This is a genomic window from Actinotalea sp. JY-7885 (assembly GCF_014525465.1).
Classification (GTDB): Bacteria; Actinomycetota; Actinomycetes; order Actinomycetales; family Cellulomonadaceae; genus Actinotalea.
In genome coordinates this window covers 1-1696 of record NZ_JACEXH010000309.1, presented here as the reverse complement: position 1 = coordinate 1696, position 1696 = coordinate 1, and the positions used below count along the sequence as shown (strand labels likewise).

Sequence of the window (1696 nt, the reverse complement as noted above, 5' to 3'; positions counted from 1 at the left end):
GGCCTGCGCGCCGGCGCCGTCGTCGTCGTCACCTCGACCGTCGGCGCCGCCGCGGTGCGGGCAGCCGCCGCGGAGCTCGCGGCGGCGGGTGTCGCGACCGTGGACGCGCCGGTCTCCGGCGGTCCGGTGCGGGCGGGTGCCGGGGACCTGCTGATCATGGTGGGGGCGGACGACGCGGCGCTCGAGCTGGCGCGGCCCGTGCTCGACGCCCTCGCGTCGACCCTCGTCCCGCTGGGCGGCGTCGGCGCCGGGCAGGACATGAAGACGGTCAACCAGCTGCTGTGCGGCATCCACACCGCCGCGGCCGCCGAGGCGCTGGCCCTGGCGCAGCGGCTGGGGCTCGACCTCGACGCCGCCGTCGACGTGCTCGGCCAGGGCGCCGCGGCGTCCTTCATGCTGGCCGACCGCGGCCCCCGGATCGCCGCGCAGCTGCGCGGGGAGGTGCCCCCGACCCGGTCGCGGCTCGACGTCATCGCCAAGGACATGGGCATCGTCGGCGACCTCGCCCGGGAGCTCAAGGTCGCGACGCCGGTCGCCGGTGCGGCCGAGCAGCTCTACCGCGTCGGCCTCGCGGCCGGCCTGCACGCCGCCGACGACTCGGTGATCTCGACCATCCTCACCAGCGCGGAGGGCACCCGATGAGACCGCTCGCAGACGACCCGGCGACCTTCGCGGAGGACATGCTCGAGGGCTTCGTCGACCTCTACCCCTCCTACGTCCGGCTCGTGCCCGGCGGGGTGGTCCGCGCCGCGGGCCCGACGCCCGGCAAGGTCGCCGTCGTCGTCGGGGGAGGCTCGGGGCACTACCCCGCCTTCTGCGGTCTCGTCGGGCCCGGCCTGGCCGACGGCGCCGTCGTCGGCAACGTCTTCACGTCACCCTCGACCGCCGACGCCGTCTCGGTGGCACGCGAGAGCTCGGGCGGCGCCGGCGTCGTGCTGCTCACGGGCAACTACGCGGGCGACGTCATGAACTTCACGCTCGCGCGCGACCAGCTCGTCGCCGCCGGGATCCCGGCGGAGTTCCTCGTCGTGACGGATGACGTGGCCAGCGCGCCGCAGGAGGCCGACCGGCGCGGGATCGCGGGCGACCTCACGGTGTTCAAGGTCGCGTCCAGCGCGGCGGAGCACGGCCACGACCTCGCGGGTGTCGTGGCGCTCGCGGAGCGCGCGAACGCCCGGACGCGCACGCTCGGCGTGGCGTTCGACGGCTGCACCATGCCCGGGACGAGCGAGCCGCTCTTCCGGGTCGCCGAGGGCACGGTGGGGCTCGGGGTGGGTATCCACGGCGAGCCGGGCATCGGGGAGATGCCCGTCATGACCGCCGCCGAGCTCGGCGAGCTCTTCGTCGAGCGGCTGCTGCAGGAGGCGCCGCCGGACGCCGGGACCCGGGTGACGGCGCTCCTCAACGGGCTGGGCCGGACCAAGTACGAGGAGCTCTTCGTGCTGTGGCGCACCGTGCGCCGGGCCCTCGGCCGGGCGGGCCTCGAGGTCGTCGCGCCCGAGGCGGGGGAGCTGGTCACCAGCCTCGACATGGCGGGCTGCTCGCTGACGCTGATGTGGCTGGACGACGAGCTCGAGCGGCACTGGACGGCACCCGTCGACACCCCGGCGCTGCGGCGCGGGGCCGTGCCGACCACGACGTCGGCGTCGCGGGCGGCCGCGGTGGCGCGACCCGCTCCGGTCGCGGCGATGGCCGG

Annotated in this window: 2 protein-coding genes; both read left to right on the top strand. The window is 76.5% G+C overall.

The window, feature by feature from the left end; translation table 11 throughout:
* Positions 1-642: NAD(P)-dependent oxidoreductase (locus tag IDM29_RS16625; RefSeq protein ID WP_188037831.1), on the top strand; the 642-nt coding region annotated here is incomplete at its 5' end.
* Positions 639-1696, top strand: a 1058-nt coding sequence (locus IDM29_RS16620; protein WP_188037830.1) for a dihydroxyacetone kinase family protein, incomplete at its 3' end; no start/stop codon positions are given. The genes IDM29_RS16625 and IDM29_RS16620, both read left to right, overlap by 4 nt.